The organism is Saccharopolyspora antiqui (assembly GCF_052246905.1).
Taxonomy (GTDB): Bacteria; Actinomycetota; Actinomycetes; order Mycobacteriales; family Pseudonocardiaceae; genus Saccharopolyspora.
In genome coordinates this window covers 92,383-107,809 of sequence record NZ_JBQQBO010000027.1, presented here as the reverse complement: position 1 = coordinate 107,809, position 15,427 = coordinate 92,383, and the positions used below count along the sequence as shown (strand labels likewise).

Here is a 15,427-nt window from a genome sequence, read left to right as displayed (position 1 = left end):
AGGTTCGCGGCGTTCGCCGCGAACGTCGGCGTGCCAGCGGCGGTGCTGCAGGCCGCCATGCGCAAGGTCGGTGACCGCTACGGCACGGATTCGATGGCGCCGCTGGACACCCCGCTGACCACCGAAGAAGACTGGGCCCGGCAAGTAACCGACGCGGTGCGCGAGGACACCGGTGCCGTCATCGATCTATCCCGGTTCGGCGAACGCTGGTTCGCCGGCCGACCGCCCAACAGCTCGTGGGTTCGCGCGTTGCGGGACTTGCGGGAGCGCGGTGCCTTCGTCGGATTGTTGTCGAACATGCCGCCGAGCTGGGACGAGCAGTGGCGGCGCATGGTGTCTGCGGAACTGTTCGACGATGTCGTGCTGTCCTTCCAAGTCGGCTGCCGGAAGCCGGATGCCGAGATCTTCGCGCTGGCCGCCGACCGCTGCGGCATTCCCGCAGCGGATTGCGTGCTCGTTGACGACCTCGCGACGAACTGCGCGGGAGCGCGTGCGGCCGGTTGGCACGCCGTCCACTTCACCGACTCGGCTGCCGCGGCCGCGGAACTCGACCGGCAAGGAGTGTGCGCATGACGCGATCAGTCCTGATCACCGGCGGAAATCGAGGTATCGGGCGAGAGATCGCGCGGGCCTTCGCTGCGGCCGGTGACCGGGTTGCGATCACCTGCCGGTCCGAGGAGCCAGTGGACGATTTCCTGGCGGTGCGCGCCGATGTCACCGTGCCCGAGGACGTGGAGGAGCTGTTCCGGCGGGTGGAAGCCGAGCAGGGTCCGGTGGAAGTGCTGGTGTCCAACGCTGGCATCACCCGCGACAACGTGCTGCCCAGGCTCAGCGACGCGGACTTCGACGACGTCGTGAACACCAACCTGACCGGTGCGTTCCGCGTCGCGCGGCGTGCCTCGCGGCGGATGCTCGCCGCCAAGTGGGGACGCATCGTCTTCGTCTCGTCGATGATCGGCTTCCTCGGCGCGCCGGGGCAGAGCAACTACAGCGCCTCGAAATCCGGGCTGCTCGGGCTCACCCGCTCCCTCGCCTGGGAGTTCGGCGGCCGGGGCATCACCGCGAACCTGGTTGCGCCCGGGCTGATCGACACCGATATGTCGGCCCGGCTGCCCGAAGCCCGGCGCGAGGACCTGCTGCGGATGACCGCGATGCGGCGGGCTGGCACTGCGACCGAAGTGGCCGCAGTCGTCGCGTTCCTCGCCAGCGACGCGGCGTCCTACGTGACCGGCGCGACCGTCCCCGTCAGCGGCGGCTTCGCCATGGGCTACTGACCGGAACCAACCCGAAGGGAACCTTCCTGCCGATCGTTGACAGGAAGGTTCCCTTCCGCACGTCAAGGCCCCCTGCGAAGGCCTCCGGGTGACAGGAAGGTTCCCTTGCTCACCCACCCAGGCTCGCGCGTGACAGGAAGGTTCCCTTCCACACGTCAACCGCCCGCACCGCCACAGCTGCGGAGTCGGTGACGGGTAGCTCTCACCGCCCACTTTGATGGTCGGCGTTGGCGGGGCGGCGCCAGGAAGGTTCCCTTGCTCTGGTCACGGCCGCTCCCCAAATCGAAGGTCGACGCAGAAATGCGTTTGGCCGCCGCACCGGCGGTGCGGCGGCCAAACGCCAGCGGACTAGCGGACTCCCGCCGGGACTTCCACCTCCGTGGAGTGGTGCGCTGGGCTCGCTTCGCTGATTCCGAATCGCGCGTGGATTCGCTTCAGCGGCGCGGGCGCCCACCAGTTGGCGTTGCCCGCGAGTCGCATGAACGCGGGCACCAGCACGGCGCGGATCAAGGTGGCGTCAACCAACACGGCCAACGCCAGACCGATGCCGAGCATCTTCAGGAACACCACACCCGAGGCCGCATACGTCGCGAAAGACACCGCGAGGATGGCGGCGGCGGCAGTGATCAGCGGCGCGCTGCGTTCGATGGCCACCGCGACCGCTGCTTCGTTGTCGCCGGTCCGGTCGTACTCCTCCTTGATTCGGGACATCATGAACACCTCGTAGTCCATGGACAGCCCGTAAGCGATGCAGAACATCAGGATCGGGATGCTGGTCTCAAGTGTCCCGGTGGCGGTGAACCCGAAGACGTCCGACAAATTCCCCTGCTGGAACACCCAGACCAGGGCGCCGAACATGACCGACAGGCTCAGCAGGTTCAGCACGGTCGCCTTCAACGGCAACACCAGGCTGCCGGTCATCAGGAACAGAATGATGAACGTGATCCCGAAGATGACCAGCAACGCCAGTGGCAGCCGGTCGAGCAGCGCTGCCCGGAAATCCGACAGTTCAGCGGGATAGCCGCCCACCTGCACCGCGAAGGGCGGCGGCACATCGCGGATGTTCTGCACGAAGCCCAACGGGTCGGTCTCCAGGATCGCTGTGCTGGGCACGACCGACAGCCACGTCCCGGCGTCGCTGGTGAACCGGTCGAATTCGGCTGGGACACCGGCCGCCCGTTGGCCGTCGACGAACCTGCCGGCCATCGAGTCGACCTGCGCCACACCCTCCACCTGGGACAGTGCGGCCGCATAGCCTTCGACCCCGGACCGCAGCTGGTTCGGGTCCCCGGCGTCGGAGGCGACGAGGTGTACCGCGTCGGATTCTTCGACGCCGAAGTTGGCTCTGACTTCTTCGGACACCTGCCGACTGGATGCGCTCGGTGGCAGGATCCGGTCGTCGGGCAGCCCGAACTGCAGACTGAGGATCGGTGATCCGAGCACCAGCAGGATGGCGATCACCGCGCCGCCGAAGGTCGCTGGTCGGCGCATCACGGTGAGCGCAGTGCGGTGCCAGAACCCACCATCTGTGTTCGGTTTGAGATTGCGGCGGCGCAGCAGACCGCCGCCGACGGCGCGCCCGAGGAAGGCCAGCGCGGCTGGAAGGGTGAAGAGCACTCCGATGACGCTGAACAGCACGACGAAGAAACCCGCATAGGCGAACGAGCGGAGGAATGGGAACGGGAACAGCAACAGCCCCAGCAGCGATATCGCCACTGTCAGACCGCTGAACAGCACGGTGCGTCCGGCGGTTTGAACACTGTGGATGATCGCGTCCTCTTGGGTGTCGCCGTTGCGGAGTCGCTCCCGGAATCTGTTGATGACGAACAGGCAGTAGTCGACGCCCAGCCCCAATCCCATCGCAAGGGTGATGTTGAGCGCGAAAGAGGAAACCTCGGTGACCGCGGTGGTCAACCGCAGTGCCGCCATGGTGCCGACCATCGCGAATATCCCGATGCCCAGCGTCAGCAGCGCGGCGACGAATCCGCGGAACACGAGCACCAGCAGCACGAACACCAGCGGGAAGATCAGCATCTCGGCTCGGATGAAGTCTTGTCCGGCCTGCCCGCCGACCTGGCGGAAGACCTCCTCTCGGCCGCCGACCTCGACGGTGACCACGCCGGTGTCCCTGGTGAACTGCGGGGAGAGGTCGCGGAGGATGCCGCGGGTCTGCGTCGCATCTCCCGGAATGCGCGCGAGGACCAGGGCTTGCCTGCCGTCGGTGCTGCGCAGCGCCGGGTTTTCCCCGCGTGACCAGTAGGAGCCGGCCTCGGCGACTTCCGGACGACCGCTCAGCTCGTCGGTCAGGGCGCGCCCGGCCGCGACCACTGCCGGGTCGTCCACGGTTCCGTTCTTCGCGGTGACCAGCAGCAACACGTTCGGTCCGCCGGTGCCGAACTCGCGGTCGAGCACCTCGGCGGCCTCCAGCGATTCGCTGCCCGGAGATTCGAAGCGGGACAGCGAAAGCGAGCTCAGCGCGCCGGATGCACCGACCAACGTCACTGCGAACAGGACCAGGCTGGCCGCGAGGGTCCACCATCGGCGCCGGATCGTGAACCGACCGAGGCGCGCCAACGCGGGTTCTGGGGGCGGACTGTTGCCCGAATCATGCATCGCGAAGAGTCCCTCTCTTGGCTGTTGGCGTTGCTGTCGCCAACCCGACGGAAGATACGAGCAGATACTCACATTGGAACCGAGTACGAGTAAACACTCACAAAAGTAAAGAGGAGTTGAAATCGACCGATCGGCCGAGAAACCCGCACCAGTCGCCCAGCGCGCCACGCCTGCGGGAGCAAGGGAACCTTCCTGTCATCGCCACCCACCGGCAACGCAGCGGATGCGAGGACGGTTCGCGTACCACGCCGGACACGACTGCGGCGGTTCGCACGACGACAGCAGCCTTCCCGGCGTCGCCGACGGTGGGGCTGTCGTTGCCGATGACGTGAGGAAGGGAACCTTCCTGTCACGCTCAGGCCCGACCAAAGGGAGGAAGGGAACCTTCCTGTCGTCGAGGTGACAGGAAGGTTCCCTTCCTCGCACGGCCCGGCCACGCGAAGCGGCGCGGCCTGGGACGGGGTCAGTTGGTGATGCCGAAGTTCTGGTTGCGCAGCCAGGTCGACAGGCCTTCGACTGCCATCGGGCCGTTGCGGTCGAGGTCGAAGTAGTGGCCGCCGCCCGGAACGACGAGCATCTCGGTGCTCTCCGCACCGGTGAACAGGGCGCGGTGTTCCTCGCCGCCGACGACGCGGGCGTCGTTCTCGCCGTACATGAAGTACACCGGGACCGTGATCTCCGGGATCCGCTTGATGTCGATCATCACGCCACCCAGCTGCGACAGCATGTCCTGGCAGGGGTGCCGGTTCTGCAGCGGTGCCGCCGCGTCGAGCACGGCCTGTTCGGCGTCGTTGAAGTTGCCGGGCAGGAACTCCTCGGTGCCGTTGTCGTAGTAGATGTAGCCACTCGGATCGCCGGGCGCCTCGGATGGTTCGCCGCCGGGCAGGCACTTCTGGGTGGCCGCCGAGAACCTCTCGAACGCCTGCGGGGTGAGGCCCAGGTCGGTCCACGCCATGATGATCACGGCGTCGACGTCCTGGAAGGAATACGCGGTGATCTGCGCGACCTGCCCGCCGTTGGAGTGCCCGGCGACCGCGATCCGGTCGAACGTCGGCGGGCGCAGCTGGTCGCTTTCCACGGCGTACCTGCCGGAACGCAACTGCTGGATGATCTGGTGCGTCATGTCGGCTTGGGCGCCGATGCAGGTCAGGATGCCGTCCGGCTTGTCGCTGCTGTCGTAGCCGATGCGGTTGATGGTCAGCGACGCTTGGCCGCGTTCGGCCATCTCCTGCACGTGGTTGTAGCCGTCGACGGGCAGCCGCCAGTACCACTCGCCGGAGGCGATGCCGTGCTGGTAGAGGGTGATCGAACGGTCACGGGCGGCCAGCGCCTGGCGCGGCGCGGTCAGGTGGCCGCGGATCGTGTAGGTCTTGCCGTCGGTCGGGCATCCCACCGCGGACCGGTTGATGTTGCGGACCTGGAAGCTGACCGGCACGTCGACGATGTCTTGAGCGGCAACGGTCGGCGCCGCCGAGGGGCTTGCCTGCGCGCCGGGCACTACGGCCACGCCGAGTGCGAGCATCAGCCCCACAGCGACGTTTCTCGGACGAAACAGCATTCAGACTCTCCTCAGTCCACGAGAATGCGATCGGGGTGCACATCGGCGGCCATCACGCGCTCGGCACTCGGAAGCATCACGGTTGTCCACCGTGGACTTGGTTGTCGCGCACGGGCGCGATCCGCGACTGCCGTTGGCTGCCAGACCCGATTGTGGTGCGGGGAGAATCCGCGGCCAATACTCCTTAGGAAACATGCGGGGCTGACGATCGACTCGTCAGCCCCGCATCGTCGAAGACCTCGATCAGTCGCGCAACAAGGTTTCGACTCGCTGGCCGCTGATGGACGCGTCGAGCACCTGCACGGTGTGCGCCATCGCGAGCCGCTCGCCGCGGCGCTGAAGCGCGGTGCGGATCTGCATCGAGCATCCGGGGTTGGCGGTCACCAGGAGTTTCGCCCCGGTGGCGAGGACGTTCTCGGCCTTGCGGTCGCCGAGTTCGCGCGCGGCCTCCGGTTGGAGCAGGTTGTAGACCCCGGCGGAACCGCAGCAGAGCTCGCCGCGGTTGATCTCCTTGATCTCAAGTTCGGGGATCGCCCGCAGCAGTTCTCGCGGCTGCGACCGGATGCCCTGCCCGTGCGCCAAGTGGCAAGCGTCGTGGTAGGCGATCTGCACGGGCAGCGGGTGGCGCTGCGCAACAGGTCCGAGTTCGACGAGCAGTTCGGCGATGTCGCGCACGCGAGCCGAGAACCGTTCGGCGCGCTCGGCGTATTCGGGATCGTCCTGGAGCAGACGCGGATACTCCTTCAGCGTGGATCCGCAGCCCGCCGAGTTGATGACGACGTAGTCCACACCGGACTGTTCGAAGGTGTCCAGCAGGTCGCGGGCGAACTTGATCGCTTCGGTTTCTCGTCCGGAGTGCTCGCTGAGCGCACCACAGCATCCTTGCGCCGGGGGGATCACGACGTCGCAGCCTTCGGCGGCGAGGATGCGCGCCGTTGCCGCGTTGACGTCGGGGAAGAAGGCGCTCTGCACGCAGCCGGTGATCATTCCGACGACCGCGCGCCGCTTGCCACTAGCGGGTACTCGGTGTCCCAGCTTCGGTGCCCGGTTGATCGGCGGTGCCAGGGACTCCATCACCTGCAGTCCGTCCGGCAGCTTGGCGAGCAGCCCGGTCCGCTTGAGCAGCTTGCCGACGCCGAGTCGCTGGTAGAGCGCGAGCGGCCCGCGCATCGCCTTGAGCCGTCGCGGATACGGGAACATCGTGAAGATCGCGGCGCGCAGGAGGCGTTCCCAGCGTCCGCGCTCATGGCGCCGTTCGACCTGGGCACGCGTCTCGGTGATCAGCGTGCCGTACTGCACACCGGACGGGCAGGCGGTCACGCAAGCCATGCAGCCGAGGCAGGCGTCGAAGTGCCCGACCATGGTGTCGGTCATGGGCTCGCCTTCGAGGCCTTCTTTCATCAGGTAGATGCGGCCGCGCGGCGAGTCCATTTCCTCGCCCCACAGGTCGTAGGTGGGGCAGCTGGGCAGGCAGAATCCACAGTGCACGCAGTCGTCGACGAGTTCGCGCTGCGGTGGGTGCAGCGCGTCGAAAGCGCCTGGACGGGCCGGTGTCTCGGTCATCAGATTCCTCCCACGAACCGACCTGGTGCGAGCCGGTGGTCCGGATCGAACTGGTCCTTGGTCCGACGCATCAGGGTCAACAAACCTGGCGAGGTCGGCCCCCACGGATCGATCGCGTCGCGGACGCGCTGCGGCGCCCGGACGAGCACCGCGTAGTGGCTGCGGGCACGCAGTGCCGCGACGAGTTCGGTGACGGCGGCCGGATCGGCGTCGCCGGGCAATCCGGCGTGCAGCACGCCGAGACCGGCCGCGCCACGCAGTGCCAGCGGCAGACCGCTGTTCGAGGCGGCTTCTCGCACGGCGGCCAGCAGGCGGGGCAGCGCGGCGGGCTCGACGCCCACGCGCAGGCCGATGCCGGTGCCCGGATCGAACGGGTAGCGGCCCCACCACTGGGGAGCCTGTTGCAGCACTGCGGCGCCGTGCCCGACGGCAGCGGTCAACTCGACCGCACGTGCGTGCGTGGCAGTCGGTCTGCCTTCCAGTTGCGCGCAGATCGTGATCGATCCGCTGGGCTCGGCTTGATCGAGTTCGATGGCGGTGGGCATCGCTTGGGAATGCCGGATGGTGTCGGCGGCAGCCGCGGCCGTCGCTGGGTCCTCGGCTTCGAGGGTGATCCAGCGGTGCTCAGCGGCGACCGGGTGCAGCCGGAAGACCGCCTCGGTGATCACGCCGAGCGTGCCGAAGGAGCCGGTGTAGAGCTTGCCCAGGTCGTAGCCCGCGACGTTCTTGACGACCTTGCCGCCCGCGGTGGTCACGGTGCCGTCGGCCCGCACGACCGTGATGCCGATGAGCAGGTCGCGCACCCCGCCGAAGAGGTGGCGGCACGGCCCCGAGGTGCCGGTGGCGATGATTCCGCCGATCGTCGCGGTCGGCAGCGGCTGGTCGATCGCAAGCTGCTGTCCCGCACCGCGCACCACGCTGCTGACCTCGGCGATCGGTGTTCCGGCCAGGGCGTGCACGACCAAGTCGCCCGCCGCGTGTTCGATGACGCCGTTGGCGGCCGACAAGTCGAGCAGCAGATCGACCGCGTCCGGTGCGTTGCCCCAGTCGAGTTTGCTGCCGGATCCCTTGGGCACCACCCGCAGGTCGTGTTCGGCGGCGATCTTCATGGCGATCGAGGCGCGTTCTGTTCCGTCCACAGTGGCCACCCACTGTGGACGGACGTCGGATACGGCATCAGCCGGTGTCGCGTCCCGCACGCATTCGGCGCCGAGGGCGGCCGCCAGGGCATCGCGTGCGGCATCCTTGGTTTTCGTGGGCATCAGAACTGCTCCGCCAATCCCGCCTCGGTGAGTGGGTGCACGCCGCGCCTCGGTCCGGGCACCTCACCGCAAAGTCTCGGCGTCGGGAAGACCTTGCCCGGGTTGCAGATTCCGACCGGGTCGAAGGCGCAGCGCACGCGCTGCATGGTGTCCAGGTCGTCGGCGGTGAACATCCGGCCCATGTACTTGACCTTGTCGGCGCCGACCCCGTGCTCGCCGGTGATCGAACCACCGTGCTCGATGCACAGGTCGAGGATCGCGCCGGAGACCGCCTCGGCGCGTTCGTTGGCGCCGGGCTCGGCGTCGTCGAAGAGCACCAGCGGGTGCAGGTTGCCGTCTCCGGCGTGGAAGACGTTCGCGACCCGCACACCGGACTCGGCGGACAGCCGGGCGATCCGGCCGAGCACCTCGGGCAGCGCGGTGCGCGGAATCACCCCGTCCTGCACGATGTAGTCGGGGCTGATGCGGCCCACCGCGGCGAAGGCGGATTTGCGGCCCTTCCAGATCATCGCCCGCTCTTGGTCGTCGGCGGCCACCCGGATCTCGAACGCGCCGTGCGCCTCGCAGTGCCGCTTCACCTCGGCGAAGGTGTGCGCGACCTCGGCTGCCGGACCGTCCAATTCGACGACCAGCACCGCGCCCGCGCCTTCCGGATAGCCGCACTGCACGGCTTGCTCGGCGGCTTCGATGGCCAGCGCGTCCATCATCTCGATCGCCGCCGGTGTGACTCCGTCGGCGATGATCTCCGACACCGCCGCGCCCGCCTCGTCGGTCGACGGGAATCCGGCGAGCAGGGTCTCAACCGCCTCGGGTTTGCGCAGCAGGCGCACGGTGATCTTGGTGACCACGCCGAGTGTGCCCTCGCTGCCGATGAACGCGCCGAGCAGGTCGTAGCCGGGGGTTTCCCGCGCGCTGCCGCCGAGTTCGACGATGTCGCCGTCCGGGGTGACCACTTCGAGGGCGAGGATGTGGTTGGTGGTGAATCCGTACTTCAAGCAGTGCGCGCCACCGGAGTTCTCGGCGACGTTGCCCCCCACCGAGCACACCTGCTGGCTGGAGGGGTCTGGCGCGAAGTAGTAGCCCTGCCCGGCGACGGCCTTGGTGACATCCAGGTTGATCACACCCGGCTCCACCACGGCGCGCTCGTTGGCGAGGTCGATCTCCACGATCCGCCGCATCTTCGAGGTCACCACCAGCACGCCGGACGCGTGCGGCAGCGCGCCGCCGGAAAGCCCGGTGCCGGAGCCGCGGGCGACGAACGGGACCTGGTGCTCAGCGCAGATCCGGACGATCTGGCGGACCTGTTCGGCGGTCTCGGGCAGCACCACCACGGCGGGCACGACCCGGTAGCTCGCCAGCCCGTCGCACTCGTAGGTGCGCAGCCGCTGCGGATCGGTGATCACCGCGTTCGGTGGAAGTGCCGTCTCGAACCGTTGCACGACTTGATCGAGCGCGGAGTGATCGAGCGCGACTCGTTCAGCCTCGACGCTGGTCGACTGCATGTTCAGCCTCCCGAGAGGAATTCCGATTAACGGAAGAGCCGTTCCGGTCATCGAGAACCATAGGTTGTTCACAACATAGATACAAGAGGTGGACAAGATGTCCCCACTATGACGATTGTGCCCCGCCCCACACCCAGGATCGACCGCCACACCGATCCTGACCAGAGCAAGGGAACCTTCCTGTCACCGCACCGCAAAACCGCCGCTGCCGCCGACCGGCGGGACCCACCCACGCTCGGCAGGGCAGCCGACGCCGGACCCGGAAACGATCGGGACCGCCTACGACGACTGGTGTCGGCTGGGCGACGGCCCGTGAGCAGTTCGAGCGCACCGTCAACAGCAACGCCACGCGCACCGCGTGGCGAGCCGACACCGGTTGCGCCTTGAACGTCACCCAGGTCGGTCTGGCGAGTGATGGCGACGCGAAGGTCGGCGACCGCGAGACGGCTCGCCAGCCAACCCGGCGAGCCGTCGAAGCAACGGTTCGGGGACGTTCAGCGGAAGGCTGCGGCGTTCTCCGATGCCCATCGCTGGAACGACCGGCCCGCGAAGTCGGTGACCCGCGCTACCGCATCGCGCACGCGGAGGAGCTCGTCGTTGACGTCGCCGCCCATCAGATCGAGCACCGCGGCCGCGGTCTGGTCTCCCCGGAGAGCGGCCATTTACCGGTGGGCTTCTTCCCGGCTGATCTCGTCGATGGACACTTCCTGACCCAGGGCTGCCGCGATGGCCCGACCTGCTCCCGGGCCGTGATGCGAGCTGGCCCGGTGAGCGCATACGTCCGCTCTCGGTGGTGTGGCCCGGTCGGCGCTGCTCGGGCCACCGCCGCGACCCGCGCCTCCCTGGCGTGATCCACAGCGCCCAACAGCGGGCCCCGGCCTTGAGCAGCGCCAACGCGACGGGCCGTGACAGGAAGGTTCCCATGCTCGCAGTCCGTCCCTAGCGCTCAAAGGTGGGCGAGGGTTTGGATCGACGGCAGCGCCGTGTGGCCCAGGCGCTGCACCGCGCGCAGGACGTGGTCGCTCGGATAGCGGTAACGCACCCGATCCGGGACCGCCAAACCGAAGGCGCGGAAGCCGTGCAGTCCGGCTGCGACGACCGGCGCCAGGTATGCGGGGCGGCCGTGCAGCCTGCGGGCCCAACCCGGCAGCGCCGAATACGCCAGGTGGCCGAGCGGCAGGTAGCCGAGGTTCACCGGCTGCAGCCACCACGGCGCGAACGGCCGGTGCAGGAACCGGTAGACCAGATCGGAGTCGGCTGTTCGCCGCAGCTCAGGCTGCACGCGCGTGAAGTACTCCGCCATCTCGCGGCTCGACCCGGGCACCTCGGCCGGGTCGAGGCCGACCAGTTCGGCGGCCCGGCGCTGTTCGTCGAAGTACCGGTCCAGTTGTGCATCGGTCAGCGGGAATCCGGCTCGCCGCACCACGCTGGCAAACGATGCGACCTCGGCGCAGTGCACCCACGTGAGCAGATCTGGTTCGTCTAGGCGGATCTCGGTGCCGGTTCGCCGGTCGACCGCCCGGAGCACGCGGTGCACCCGGCGGACCCGTTCGGCAGCGGATTCGGCTTCGGTCGTCGTGCCATACGTCGTGGTGGCGACGAAGTTCCCGGTGCGCATCAGCCGTCCCAGCGGATCGTCCTGGAACCGGGAGTTCTGCACGACCGCTGCTACCGCACGAGGATGCAGCGCCTGCAAGTACAGGCTGCACACCCCGGCGAGCCACATCGTCGGATCGGCGTGCAGCTGCCAAGTCACGGTTTGCGGTCCGAACAACCCTTCATCGCGCATCCACTCACCCACCCAACATCAACACCGGCACCAGCTGCTCGGCAGAGGTCAGCGACCCGTGGTGTCCGCGAAGCGCGGACTCCCCCGGCTCGACCACCGACCGGATCACCCCGGAATCACGCATGATCGCCAGCACGTCGCCGATGCGTTCGCGCACCGGATCGGCGACCACGGGCCCGAACCAGCCCTCGCCGATCACCTGCTCGCCGGTGAGCACCGCGCCGCGGTCCCCGATGATCTCCCGCCACGCGGCGTGCACGTCGGCCAGTGCACCGGGTTCGACGTAGATGTGCCGGGCGCGGGGTTCGCCGCCGAGCAGCCGGACGCCCGCCTGCAACGCCGGATCCGTGTCGGCATCGAGCGCCTCAGACGGGTCGACCGAGACCATGCCGTGGTCAGCTATGACGGCCAGCGTCGCAGCGGGAGGCAGTCGCTCCGCCAACGTCATCACGAGGCGGTCGAGCTGGGTCAGTTGCAGACGCCACGGCAACGAGCCGGGACCGTGCACGTGCCCGAGCAGATCGAGGTGACCGTGGTAGCCGTAGCACAACACCGGGGCATCGGCGCCGAGCGCGGCGAGCAACTGGGCGGCCAGTTCGCCGAGCGCGTGCAGGCCGTGGAACTCGCCACCTCGAAACGCCGCCCTGGTCAGGCCGGTGCCTTTGAATTCGGCAGGCACCGCGGTCCGGACGTCGACGCCTGCTGCGGCGGCTCGTTCCAGCATCGTCGGTGTTGGCTGGACCTGCTCCGGTGGCCAGCTGTCCAGCAGGCTGCGACGATTCCCGGCCGAATCTCGCACCGTGCCGTGCGTTCCCCAGCTCAGCGGATGCAGCAGGCCGCCGGAGGGCTCGGCGAAGGTGTAGCCGACAAGCCCGTGCTCGCCAGCGCACCGACCGGTGCCCAGCGATGTGATGCTGGTGACCGTCGTGGTCGGGAAGCCCGCCTTCAACGGCGGGGACGTCAGCAGACTCGCCATGAACGGTGCATCCGCGGCGTGCTCGCGCAGCAGGTCTCGACCGAGCCCGTCGATCAGCAGCACCGCGGCGTTTCGGCAGGTCGGGAATCCGATGGTGTCGGCGAATCCCGGCACGCTCATCGCACCGAGCAGCGACGGCAGGACATCGGACAGCGCGCGTCCGTCATCATCGGGAGAGACGATCCAGTCCATGGCGCACTGCCTCCCTCCAGGGTCAGAATCCCATTGAACGCCCGATGATCTCTTTCATGATTTCGGTGGTGCCGCCGTAGATCGTCTGGATCCGGGAATCCAGGTAGGCCTTGGCGACCGGGTATTCCGCCATGTAGCCGTAGCCGCCGTGCAGTTGCAGGCAGCGGTCCACGACCCGCTTGTTCAGTTCGCTGAGCCACCACTTGGCCATCGCGGCGTGCTCGGCATCCAGTTCACCGCGAACGTGGTCCTGGATGCAACGATCGGCGAACACCCGGCCGATCTCGACCTCGGTGGCCATCTCGGCCAACTCGAAGCGAATGTGCTGGAACTTGCCGATCGGACGGCCGAACGCGGTGCGGTCCCGGCAGTAGTCCTTGGTGATCTCCAGGATCTTCCCGGCGGAGGCGGCCGAGGCCACCGCGATCGACAGCCGCTCCTGCGGCAGGTTCTGCATCAGGTGGATGAAGCCCTTGCCTTCCGCGCCGAGCAGGTTGCGCGCTGGCACCCGCACGTCGTTGAAGAACAGCTCTGCGGTGTCCTGGGCTTTCTGGCCGATCTTGTCGAGGTTGCGGCCGCGTTCGAAACCCGGCATGCCGCGCTCCACGACCAGCAGGCTGATGCCCTGGTGCCCGGCGTCCGGGTCGGTGCGGGCCACCACGATCACCAGGTCGGCGAGGATGCCGTTGCTGATGAACGTCTTCTGCCCGTTGACGACGAAGTCGTCGCCGTCGCGCACCGCGGTCGTGCGGATGCCCTGCAGGTCGCTGCCCGCGCCCGGCTCGGTCATGGCGATCGCGGTGATGATCTCGCCCCGGCAGAATCCGGGCAGCCAGCGCTGTTTCTGCTCGTCGTTGGCCAGCTTGATCAGGTATGGCGCGATGATGTCGTTGTGCAGCGGGGAGCCGAAACCGGAAATGCCCGCGTTGACGAGTTCCTCGTCGAACACCGCGTTGAACCGGAAGTCGTCGACGCCACCGCCGCCGTGGCGCTCGTCGACGGCGAAGCCGAGCAGCCCCTGCGCCCCGGCCGCCAGCCAGGCCTCGCGGCTGACCATCCCAGCGGCCTCCCATTCCTCGACGTGCGGCACGAGCTCCTTGTTGATGAAGGTGCGGACCGTCTCGCGGAACGCCTCGTGCTCGGGCTCGAACAACTCCCTGCGCATCGGTTCACGCTTCCTTTCGATGTCCGTGCTGGTCCTGCGAGCAAGGGAACCTTCCTGTCACCGCAGCACCGGCACGACCGCAGCATGGGAACCTTTCTGTCACATCCCGGCCAAGCGCAGCCATGGTCGGCGAGCCCGGCACCGGCAGCGGGTGGGTGTGAGGAAGGGAACCTTCCTGCCACCGCACCGCCGGTCGGCGATCGCTGGCGGAATCGGCGGTCATGGCTTCCTCGGGTGGAACGCGCCGGAATCGAGCAGCTCAGACGTGATCTCCCAGTCCCGCAGCACCGCGTCGGTGTCGGCGCCGGGCTCGGCCACCGGTCCCGGCGGCGGGTTGGAGGTGCGGCTGAACCGCGGCGCGGGCGCCGGTTGCAGGGCTCCGTCGCGGCGCACCAGGGTCTCGCGGGCCGCGAGGTGCGGGTGGGTTTCGGCTTCGGTCATGGATAGCACCGGGGCGACGCACGCGTCGGAGTCGGCGAACACCTCGGTCCACTCCTGGCGGGTGCGTTGCCGGAAGGTCGTCGCGAACCGTTCCCGGAGGTGCGGCCAGTTCGCCGGATCGTCGCGGTCGGGCACCTCGCCCACCAGCCCCAGCCGGTCCAGCAACTCGGTGTAGAACTGCGGCTCCAGCGCGCCGACCGCGACGTATTCGCCGTCGGCGGTTTCGTAGACGTCGTAGTACGGCGCACCGGTGTCGAGCAGGTTCGTGCCGCGCTCGGTGCGCCAACCACCGGTTGCCAGCATGCTGAACAGCATGGCGCCCAGGTGCGCAGCTCCGTCCACAATGGCCGCGTCGACGACCTGGCCGCGACCGCTGGTGCGGGCCTCCAGCAATGCGGCGAGCACACCGACCGCCAGGTACATCGCGCCGCCACCGAAGTCGCCGAGCAGGTTCGCCGGGACCTGCGGCGGGCCGTCCGCGCGGCCGATGGCGTGCAGCATGCCGGTGAGCGCGATGTAGTCGATGTCGTGCCCGGCGGTGGTGGCCAGCGGCCCCTGCTGGCCCCAGCCGGTCATCCGCCCGTAGACCAGCTTCGGGTTGACCGCCCAGCACTGCTGCGGACCCACCCCCAGCCGCTCGGTGACCCCGGGGCGCAGCCCTTCCAGCAGCACGTCCGCGCGTTCGACGAGCGCGAGCACCGCCGCCGCGCCGCGCTCGTGCTTGAGATCGATCTGCACCGAGCGCTTGCCCCGGTTGAGCAGGTCGTGATCGCCGTCCGGTGCGGTCGGCCGGTCCACCCGCACCACGTCGGCGCCGAGGTCGGCCAGCAGCATCGCGCAGAAGGGCGCCGGGCCGATACCGGCCAGTTCCACGACTCTGACCCCGGCCAGCGGTCCGCCTGTTCCCGTCACGCCACACCTCTCCGCAGCCTGTGTCGCGCACCCCAAGAATCTCGACGCAGTCAGTGTTACACCGCTGTTGTCACAGACGTCAAGGTCGTGACCTGCCCGAAAGCACCCACATTTGGGGCAGATTTGGGGCAGACATGCTTCACGAGACATCAGGCAGGCACCCGATTGCCTGCATGGTCC

The 15,427-nt window shown here is 68.3% G+C and carries 12 protein-coding genes; 2 read left to right on the top strand and 10 right to left on the bottom strand.

Annotated features, from left to right (window positions below):
• Both ACTWQN_RS31680 and fabG read left to right on the top strand, forming a co-directional pair.
• Window positions 1-573, top strand: a 573-nt coding sequence (locus ACTWQN_RS31680) for an HAD family hydrolase (RefSeq protein ID WP_443207295.1), incomplete at its 5' end; no start/stop codon positions are given.
• Window positions 570-1,274, top strand: a complete 705-nt coding sequence (gene fabG, locus ACTWQN_RS31675; protein ID WP_443207294.1) for a 3-oxoacyl-ACP reductase FabG — start codon at window positions 570-572, stop codon at window positions 1,272-1,274. The genes ACTWQN_RS31680 and fabG, both read left to right, overlap by 4 nt.
• A 348-nt stretch (window positions 1,275-1,622) precedes the next feature.
• Here the strand turns inward: fabG and ACTWQN_RS31670 are convergent, their stop codons facing one another.
• The 10 genes from ACTWQN_RS31670 to ACTWQN_RS31625 all read right to left on the bottom strand — a co-directional run bounded on the left by ACTWQN_RS31670 (window position 1,623) and on the right by ACTWQN_RS31625 (window position 15,247).
• Window positions 1,623-4,055 (bottom strand): MMPL family transporter, encoded by a 2,433-nt coding sequence (locus ACTWQN_RS31670; protein WP_443207293.1) that lies wholly within the window; start codon window positions 4,053-4,055, stop codon window positions 1,623-1,625.
• A gap of 295 nt (window positions 4,056-4,350) precedes the next feature.
• Window positions 4,351-5,445, bottom strand: coding sequence for an alpha/beta hydrolase (locus ACTWQN_RS31665; RefSeq protein WP_443207292.1), 1,095 nt, complete (start codon window positions 5,443-5,445; stop codon window positions 4,351-4,353).
• A 243-nt stretch (window positions 5,446-5,688) separates the two neighbouring features.
• On the bottom strand, window positions 5,689-7,008 hold the full coding sequence (locus ACTWQN_RS31660) for a (Fe-S)-binding protein (protein ID WP_443207291.1): 1,320 nt from the start codon (window positions 7,006-7,008) through the stop codon (window positions 5,689-5,691).
• On the bottom strand, window positions 7,008-8,270 hold the full coding sequence (locus tag ACTWQN_RS31655) for an FAD-binding oxidoreductase (protein ID WP_443207290.1): 1,263 nt from the start codon (window positions 8,268-8,270) through the stop codon (window positions 7,008-7,010). The genes ACTWQN_RS31660 and ACTWQN_RS31655 overlap by 1 nt, the downstream gene beginning before the upstream one ends.
• Window positions 8,270-9,772, bottom strand: coding sequence for an FAD-linked oxidase C-terminal domain-containing protein (locus tag ACTWQN_RS31650; protein WP_443207289.1), 1,503 nt, complete (start codon window positions 9,770-9,772; stop codon window positions 8,270-8,272). Before ACTWQN_RS31650 ends, ACTWQN_RS31655 begins: the two co-directional genes overlap by 1 nt.
• A 494-nt stretch (window positions 9,773-10,266) precedes the next feature.
• A complete protein-coding gene (locus ACTWQN_RS31645; protein WP_443207288.1) occupies window positions 10,267-10,434 on the bottom strand; it encodes a hypothetical protein in 168 nt (55 codons plus the stop codon).
• Between the two features lie 284 nt (window positions 10,435-10,718).
• The gene (locus ACTWQN_RS31640; protein WP_443207287.1) at window positions 10,719-11,561 is read right to left on the bottom strand and encodes an oxygenase MpaB family protein; all 843 of its coding nucleotides are present in this window, start codon (window positions 11,559-11,561) and stop codon (window positions 10,719-10,721) included.
• Between the two features lie 4 nt (window positions 11,562-11,565).
• Window positions 11,566-12,729 carry an alkaline phosphatase family protein gene (locus tag ACTWQN_RS31635; protein ID WP_443207286.1) on the bottom strand — a complete coding sequence of 388 codons (1,164 nt, stop codon included), beginning with the start codon at window positions 12,727-12,729 and terminating at the stop codon, window positions 11,566-11,568.
• A gap of 22 nt (window positions 12,730-12,751) precedes the next feature.
• The gene (locus ACTWQN_RS31630; RefSeq protein WP_443207285.1) at window positions 12,752-13,894 is read right to left on the bottom strand and encodes an acyl-CoA dehydrogenase family protein; all 1,143 of its coding nucleotides are present in this window, start codon (window positions 13,892-13,894) and stop codon (window positions 12,752-12,754) included.
• A 219-nt stretch (window positions 13,895-14,113) separates the two neighbouring features.
• On the bottom strand, window positions 14,114-15,247 hold the full coding sequence (locus ACTWQN_RS31625; RefSeq protein ID WP_443207284.1) for a CaiB/BaiF CoA transferase family protein: 1,134 nt from the start codon (window positions 15,245-15,247) through the stop codon (window positions 14,114-14,116).
• Window positions 15,248-15,427: the final 180 nt, after the last annotated feature.

Bases quoted from the DNA above. Each gene is read 5' to 3' on its own strand.
- ACTWQN_RS31665 (WP_443207292.1), bottom strand. From the start codon at position 5,445: ATGCTGTTTCGTCCGAGAAACGTCGCTGTGGGGCTGATGCTCGCACTC.
- ACTWQN_RS31660 (WP_443207291.1), bottom strand. From the start codon at position 7,008: ATGACCGAGACACCGGCCCGTCCAGGCGCTTTCGACGCGCTGCACCCA.
- fabG (WP_443207294.1), top strand. From the start codon at position 570: ATGACGCGATCAGTCCTGATCACCGGCGGAAATCGAGGTATCGGGCGA.
- ACTWQN_RS31630 (WP_443207285.1), bottom strand. From the start codon at position 13,894: ATGCGCAGGGAGTTGTTCGAGCCCGAGCACGAGGCGTTCCGCGAGACG.
- ACTWQN_RS31655 (WP_443207290.1), bottom strand. From the start codon at position 8,270: ATGCCCACGAAAACCAAGGATGCCGCACGCGATGCCCTGGCGGCCGCC.
- ACTWQN_RS31635 (WP_443207286.1), bottom strand. From the start codon at position 12,729: ATGGACTGGATCGTCTCTCCCGATGATGACGGACGCGCGCTGTCCGAT.
- ACTWQN_RS31650 (WP_443207289.1), bottom strand. From the start codon at position 9,772: ATGCAGTCGACCAGCGTCGAGGCTGAACGAGTCGCGCTCGATCACTCC.
- ACTWQN_RS31645 (WP_443207288.1), bottom strand. From the start codon at position 10,434: ATGGCCGCTCTCCGGGGAGACCAGACCGCGGCCGCGGTGCTCGATCTG.
- ACTWQN_RS31640 (WP_443207287.1), bottom strand. From the start codon at position 11,561: ATGCGCGATGAAGGGTTGTTCGGACCGCAAACCGTGACTTGGCAGCTG.